The 7,216-nt window shown below is 66.8% G+C and carries 7 protein-coding genes; 4 read left to right on the top strand and 3 right to left on the bottom strand.

Translation table 11 applies throughout. The annotated features are described in order from the left end of the window. From ACFV2O_RS34860 to ACFV2O_RS34850, 3 genes are all read right to left on the bottom strand, one after another. On the bottom strand, positions 1-1,922 hold a 1,922-nt coding region (locus tag ACFV2O_RS34860; protein WP_379255955.1), incomplete at its 3' end, for an amino acid adenylation domain-containing protein. A gap of 598 nt (positions 1,923-2,520) precedes the next feature. After that, positions 2,521-3,255 carry a cache domain-containing protein gene (locus ACFV2O_RS34855; RefSeq protein WP_379255954.1) on the bottom strand — a complete coding sequence of 245 codons (735 nt, stop codon included), beginning with the start codon at positions 3,253-3,255 and terminating at the stop codon, positions 2,521-2,523. 3 nt (positions 3,256-3,258) lie between these two features. Then, positions 3,259-4,347 (bottom strand): FadR/GntR family transcriptional regulator, encoded by a 1,089-nt coding sequence (locus tag ACFV2O_RS34850; protein WP_379255953.1) that lies wholly within the window; start codon positions 4,345-4,347, stop codon positions 3,259-3,261. Between the two features lie 131 nt (positions 4,348-4,478). On the opposite strand from ACFV2O_RS34850, the gene ACFV2O_RS34845 reads away from it, so the two are divergent. From ACFV2O_RS34845 to ACFV2O_RS34830, 4 genes are all read left to right on the top strand, one after another. Continuing rightward, positions 4,479-4,745 (top strand): hypothetical protein, encoded by a 267-nt coding sequence (locus tag ACFV2O_RS34845; RefSeq protein WP_355079431.1) that lies wholly within the window; start codon positions 4,479-4,481, stop codon positions 4,743-4,745. A gap of 353 nt (positions 4,746-5,098) precedes the next feature. Continuing rightward, positions 5,099-5,662 carry a hypothetical protein gene (locus ACFV2O_RS34840; protein WP_355079429.1) on the top strand — a complete coding sequence of 188 codons (564 nt, stop codon included), beginning with the start codon at positions 5,099-5,101 and terminating at the stop codon, positions 5,660-5,662. After that, positions 5,659-6,309, top strand: coding sequence for a hypothetical protein (locus tag ACFV2O_RS34835; protein WP_379255951.1), 651 nt, complete (start codon positions 5,659-5,661; stop codon positions 6,307-6,309). Before ACFV2O_RS34840 ends, ACFV2O_RS34835 begins: the two co-directional genes overlap by 4 nt. Positions 6,310-6,325: 16 nt before the next feature. Then, on the top strand, positions 6,326-7,201 hold the full coding sequence (locus tag ACFV2O_RS34830; protein ID WP_379255950.1) for a 1-acyl-sn-glycerol-3-phosphate acyltransferase: 876 nt from the start codon (positions 6,326-6,328) through the stop codon (positions 7,199-7,201). Positions 7,202-7,216: the final 15 nt, after the last annotated feature.

Below are 7,216 nucleotides of genomic sequence, written 5' to 3'. Positions count from 1 at the left end.
CGCTGCTGGGCATACGACAACGGCACCCGCTGCGGCCGCGGCCACGCCCGCAACGCCTGCCCCGCCGCCGACCCCGCATGCGCCTCCACCCGCGCCGCCAACCCCGCAACCGTGCTCACCTCGAACAACAACTGCACCGGCACCCGCACATCCAACGCCGCACCGATCCGCGCCGCCGCCTGCGCCGCCAACAACGAATTCCCACCCAACTCGAAGAAGTCGTCATCCGCACCCACGCGGCCGTCCTCCTCCGCCACCAACAACGCCGCGAACACCCCCGCCACGATCTCCTCCACCGGCGTCGACGGCGCCCGAAACGCCCGCACCGCGAACACCGGCTCCGGCAACGCCGCCCGATCCAACTTCCCCACCGGCGTCAACGGAATCTCATCCAACACCACAATCGACGCCGGAATCATGTACCCCGGCAACGACTCGGAGATGAAGTCCAGCAGCGCCGTGGTGTCGAACTCGGCCCCGAAGCCCACCGCGTCCGCCTCGGGAAGCACGTAGGACACCAACATGGTCGTGCCGTTCTGCTGCCGCTTGCCCAACGTCACCGCGAACTCGACATCCGGATGGCGGCTCAGCGCGTCATCGATCTCGCCGAGTTCGACGCGGAAACCACGGACCTTCACTTGGAAATCGGAACGTCCCAATACCTCGATGCCGCCCCCGCCGAGTCGGCGGGCCAAGTCGCCGGTGCGGTACATGCGCGATCCCGGATTGCCCGCCTCGCCGCCGAACGGGTTGGCCACGAAACGCGCCGCGGTGAGACCGCGCCGGTTGAGGTAGCCCTCCGCCAGCGCGGGGCCGGACAGATACAGCTCGCCGATCACTCCGGCCGGGGCCGGGCGCAAGCGGGAATCGAGCACGAACAGACCGAAGCCCGGTATCGCACCGCCGATGGTGATGGTCTCGCCGGGAACCAGCGGCGCACTGCTGGTCGCGATGACCGTGGCTTCGGTGGGGCCGTAGCCGTTGATGATCGCGCGGCCGTTCCCGCTCCACCGGCTGACCAGGTGCGGACCGAACCGATCGCCGATGACCATCACGACGCGCAGGTCCGCGAGCCCCTCAGGATCGACCGATTCCAGAGCGCCCGGCGTGATCAGCATGTGCGTGACGCGTTCGCGCCTCAGCACATCGGCGAGTTCGAATCCGCCGAATACGGTCGGCGGCGCGATCACCAGGGTGGACCCGGTGGCGAAGGCGAGCAGCAATTCCAGTACCGACACGTCGAAGTTCGGCGAGCAGATGTGCATCACCCGCGAGCCCTCGGTGACGTCGTAGCGCTCCCGTTCGGACGCCACCATCGCGCCCAATCCGGAGTGGGTGACCACGACTCCCTTGGGCCGACCGGTCGAACCCGAGGTGAAGATGACGTAGGCGGGATGCTGTTCGGTCAGCGGTCGCACCCGATCGGCGTACGAGACCGGGTGCGCGGGCCGCCGTTCGATCCGTTCCCGGTCTTGCGGGTCGTCGAGTTCGATCCACGGGATCGACGTGCCCAGCGCTTCGCGGTACGCGGAAGTGGTCAGACCCAGTGCCGCTCCGGAATCGGACACCATGTAGGCGATCCGCTCCGGTGGGTAGGTGGGATCGATCGGCACATACGCGGCGCCCGTCTTGGCGATGGCCCACACCGACAGCACCGACTCGATCGAGCGCCGAATGCCGATCGCCACCACGTCGCCGGGGCCCAATCCCCGGTCGATCAACTCCCGCGCCAGCCGCGACGAGGATTCGTCGAGCTCTCGGTAGGTCAGTTGGGTGGTATCGGCGGGATCGCCGGTCGGACTGAACCGGATCGCCACCGTGTCGGCGGCGGACTCGACCGCGGCTGTGAGCAGTTGCCCGAAGAGCAGACCGCCGGAACGGCGACGGCGGTTTCCACGCGCAGAACGGCGGTCCATCTTCATTTCCGTGCTTTCTCCTTCAGGTGGTGCCGGCGCTCGCGGCCGCACACCAACGATCCAACCCACAACCTCGCTACTTGCTCGCACTGGTGTCGCAGACAGCCCGGGAGCTCTCTCGCGAGAAGTCCCGGACTGTTCGGCCCCGTCGGGACAGTACACAGCCGGTAACCCGCTTACGGCACGGCATACGGCGGCGCCGGCGAATTATGCTGTGTTTCACACCTTTCACTGATCAAGTGTGCCAATGCGGCACCGACCCAGACGATGATTCCGGTCGACTGCTTCCGTGGCTAATGCGACTCCGCCGCGAAGATTCCGCCCGAAATTCCCAGATGGCAAGCCCGACAGGCGATCACGGCGATAGTTCGGGTTGCGTCTACAACGGTTGCCGTTCCGCGATGTTCGCCTCCTGCTCGAATGGCGTGGCGTGCGCGGTCGACAGTGGTGCGAGGAGTGTGGCCGGCGCAAGGAGGCCCGCGGTGATCGCCTTCATGGGGACGAGTATTCGGCGAACCCCTCCGTGCCGCACGACCCCATTCATCGGGGCGCACCGCGTGCCATCCGGCTCGTGGCGGGCGCCCCGCAGCGCTGTCGCGTCGCGTCAGTGTGAGTCCAGCGGCTGCAACGACCACGACGTGGCCTCGATCGGCATCGCCGCGGCGGATCGGGCCATGCGGCTGATCTTGGATCCGGTGGTGAATGCGGGATCGGTGCCCATGATGACGCGCCCCTCGCTGTTGACCAGCACCACCCGCTGACCGAATGCCCGGAATCGCGGAAGCAGGACTTCCTCGATCGAAGCGACCGGAACATCGGCACCGGCGATTCCGAGGAAGGCTCCCGAATCGATCGTCACCGGAATTGCGAAGGTGCAGACGTACTGATCGGTACACGCGTAATCGACGGACGGCCCGTACGCCCAGCGCCGACCCTGGTCGCGCGGAATCGTGAACCAGTCCATGGCCGTGTAGTCGTAGAAGTACTCATTGTGCGGATTCAATTCCAGCACAAGACGTTGCGGTCCGCGGTCGGTGTCGAGGAACCACCACTCCAGGAATCGGGGGCGATCCGCGAGAACGCCGTCGGCCATCACCACGCCCGCGCTTTCGAGCAGTTTTCCACGCCGCTCGAGCTCGCCGACGATGGTGTCGCGCAGCGGTGCGAGGTCGGTCGATCGGGGCGGGCGCTGCAGCTTCTCGGTCGATCTCGCCCACAGTGCCGCCAATTCGGCCCCGATGATGCCCAGCGATTCGTAGACCTCCTCGGCCAGTTCTGTGACGGCGTGGACGAGCGATTCGACGGTCACCGGGGTGGAAGAACTATCGGTATCCCTCATTGATCAACTGAGCTCCAAACGTAGGGCGACGAGGCGGCGGATGCGTGATTCGATTTGTGATTCTGCCAGTTCCCTCGCCCGGGCGTCGTCTTCTCTTTCGATCGCGTCCACCAAATCGCGATGCACGGTGGCTTCGGCGGTGGGGTCGAGTTTCAGTCGGGGTAACCAGAGCAGGGCGGAGAGTTCGGCTTGTAGCGCGACCTGGGCGCGGGTCAAACGGGTGGATTGCGCGCACACCGCCATTTCGATATGGAAGCGGCTGTCGGCCCGGCGGGCCGATATGGGCTCGCTGCTGTCCTTCAGCCGGTCGGCCAGGGATCGCAGCCGCGCGATATCGGCTCGCAACCCGCGGCGTGCGGCGAACACGGCGGCGGCTCCGGTGACGGCGAAGTGTTCGTCCCCCAGATCGCGCAATTCTTGGATGCTCATCTCCTGCAAGCGCACCAGTGAGCTGCTCTCGAGGATCTCCGCCGCACCGCGGATGAAGCTGCCGCCGCCGCGTCCGCGCTTGGTCTGCACGATTCCCTGCTGGCGGAGCACGGCCAGTGCCTCGCGCAGGGTCATCGTCGACACCCCGAGCTGACCGGCGAGATCGGTCTCGCTCGGCAACTGCTGGCCGTCGACCATCAGGCCGAGGCTGATGGCGGCACAGAGTCGCTGCACCACGGCCTCGGTCTTCGGGCCGCCGCCCTCGAGGGGGGCCAGCACGGCGCCGAGAGCGGTCAATCCGGCGCTCTCCTGCTTGGACAACGCGACTCCTCGGTGGGGGATGTACCTCGATCCTAGCCAACGAACACTTGAACTATGAACTCTAGAGTTAGAGGTACACGCTGCGAATGAGTGATCCTGCCCCCGGGTCCGCCGCCGATCGCGGTCGCGCCTGGCGCTGGGGGCTCCGACTTCGCCCCGGAGGTCTCGGTCGCATACCGGCCTGGCAGTGAACTTAACGCAATCATTACCTGCCACGCGTTGAACTATGAAATCTAATGTCTTATGTTCAGACGAGTGGAACTGCCTTTCTGGGCACCGGGACGCGGCGGCGTCACGATCGAAACAGGATTTCCCATGTTCGAAACGAACCAGAACAGCCATAGCGTGCACTACGGTCACTTCACCGCGACCGTGCCGAGTCGACGGCCCGGCAGGTGGCGCGGAGGGGAATACGGCCGGGGGCGCGGATCGGCGCAAGTGCGAGCCGAGCGTACGACGCCAGGGTTCCGACGATGAGTGACATACGCCATACCGAAGTCGACGGTGTATGCGTGACGTGGCGTTTCGTTCACCACCACCTTATCGCGATCGTCGCCGTGGACAAGGCATCGGATGCTTCTCCGTTGGTCGCGTTCGGCCCCGGCAACTACCCTGACCTCGCGCAGGCACGAGAACTTCTTCCGGAGCTGACGCGGCTCTGGGACGCGGTGCGCCGCGAATTCTGGGACAAACTCATCCCGCCACTGCCCGTGGTGACCAGGCAACGGGCTTGGGCGTGAGCCGGTTACCTCGGTGAATGCACCGCCTGGACCTGCTCACCAGCACTGTCGCTGAAAGCCGCTCGTTTCGCCCTCAGGGGCGCCCGCGCGGTTTCGTATCCGGCGCGGACCGGCTCTCGGTCCCGCGTGATGGCCCCGTCCACGCGCCGCCGGGCCCGAACGCTTCTTCCTGAAGCTGCGCACCTTGCCGTCGCGCCCCGGTCTCGGCGTCGGGCTCGACGAGGAACAGGTCGCCGCCGCGAACGAGTTCTGGTTCGCTGACCCGACCCCGTCGAAGCCTCGTGGCGAACATATGTTTGGGACCACGGTCAGGAGGCATTACCCCAGCGGACAAGCTCGACAAGGAGGTTCAGATGTCGGCTGGAGTATGGGTAATCATCGTCGTCATCGCCATTGTCGTCGTCGCGGCCGTTGTCGCGCTCCTGGTGTGGCCGATGCTGCGCAGACAGCGACTACGCCGCAGATTCGGCCCGGAATACGACCGGACGGTCCAGGAGCACGAGGATCGCAAGACCGCGGAGCGGGAACTGGCAGAGCGCGAGCGCAGGCACGCGCAACTGCGGCTACGCGACCTGTCGGACGACGAGAAGCGGGTCTATTCCACCCGCTGGGTAGAGGTGCAGGAGCGATTCATCGACGACCCCGCCGGGGCGTTGACCGAAGCCGACCGCCTCGTCACCACGATCATGTCCGAGCGCGGCTACCCCACGGAGAACTACGAGCAGCAGGTGGCTGATCTTTCCGTGGAGCATGCCGAGCCGCTGGGCCACTATCGCGCCGCGCACGACATCGCGACCCGCCCCGCAGGCACGGCGGTATCCACGGAAGACCGGCGCACAGCCATCGTGCACTACCGAGAAGTGTTCGAAGATCTGATCGGCGTGGGCGGCGAAGGCAAGAAGGACGTGAAAGCATGAGCACCGAATCCGAGCGTCGCCCCTATCGCGATGGGGCGGAAGAGAATTCACCGACAGCGGCTGAGCGGCGGGTCGAGTCGCAGTACGGAGGAACCGAGCAGGCGGACCGTGGTCGGCAAGCCGGACCGGCAGGCGAAACGGCAGCGGCGCGGCGCGATCCCGGGCAGACCGAGGCGTCCCGCGGGATCGGCGAGGCCGAGCCCGCGCAGACCACCGGTACGGCGCCCGAATCGAACACGCCCGCAGCGCCCGGATCGGAGCCGGCGCGCGCGGATGCCTCGCGACGGGATGTGATCGACAGCGAGTGGAGCGACACCGGGACGACCGGGCAAACCGCCGCCCAAGGTGCGCCATCGGCGGAAACCGCGGCGGGCGGGCCTGCGCCGTTGTTGCCCGATGCCGATCTCGATCGCCTGCGCACCCAGTGGCGGGAAGTGCAGGTTACCTTCGTCGACAACCCCAAAGACGCGGTCGCTCGCGCGGACGAGCTGCTCGGCGACACCATCCACCAGCTGACCGCCACCTACGACCAGCGCAAACGCGAACTGGACGAGCGGCTCGGCGACACGTCCGACACCGAGGGGCTGCGGCAGGCGTTGCGCGGGTACCGGGCGTTCTTCGACCAGTTGCTCTCGATCGGCGGCTAGCCGGAAGCCGTTGGTCATGAAGGTCTTCCGATTGGCCGGCGGGACGGTCGACCGGGCGACGGATTGGGTCGCCCGGCAGGTGAAGGCGCGAGTGCCCACCGCCGACCCCGCCGATCGCGACCCGGAGTTCATCGCCGACACCGTGGATCTGGGCTGGCTTCTCGTGCGCCTCTACTTCCGGGCGGAGGTGCGCGGCTTGGAGCGGGTTCCGGAAGAGGGGCCGGTCTTGCTGGTAAGCAACCATTCCGGCGGGAACGTATCGCCGGAAGTCTTGGTGACCACGCTGGCCTTCGTCCGGCGTTTCGGACCGCAGCGGCCCTTCTTCCAGCTCGCCCACGACATGGTGATGGCCTACCCGGTGATCGGCTCGTTGCTGCGCCGCTTCGGAACGGTCAACGCCGACGCGGGTAATGCCGAGCGAGTGCTGCGCGACGGCGCGGCGGTGCTGGTCTACCCCGGCGGTGACTGGGAGGTGCACCGTCCGACGTGGGAGGAGGACCGGATCGACTTCGCCGGTCGCACCGGTTTTCTCCGCCTGGCCTGGAACGAGCGGGTTCCGATCGTGCCGGTGGTGAACATCGGTGCGCAGCAGAGTCAGTTGGTGCTCACCCGCGGTGATCGGATCGCGCGCCTGCTGCGGCTGGATCGGATGCTGCGGCTGAAGGTGTTCCCGATCTCGATCGCGCTGCCGTGGGGACTCGACCTCGGTGATCTCGCTGGGCATCTGCCGTTGCCCAGCAAGATCACCGTCGAGTTCCTCGACCCGATCGATCTTCGCGACGTGCTGGGGCCCGAACTGGATCTGGACGCTGCCTACCGGCACGTCACCGGAATCATGCAAGGGGCGCTGACCAGGCTGGACGAAGAGCGCGCCCTGCCGATCGTCGGCTGACCCGAAACGGCGGCG

Origin of the sequence: Nocardia sp. NPDC059691 (assembly GCF_042733915.1) — a bacterium.
Classification (GTDB): domain Bacteria; phylum Actinomycetota; class Actinomycetes; order Mycobacteriales; family Mycobacteriaceae; genus Nocardia; species Nocardia sichangensis.
This window is presented reverse-complemented; position numbering and strand designations above follow the sequence as displayed.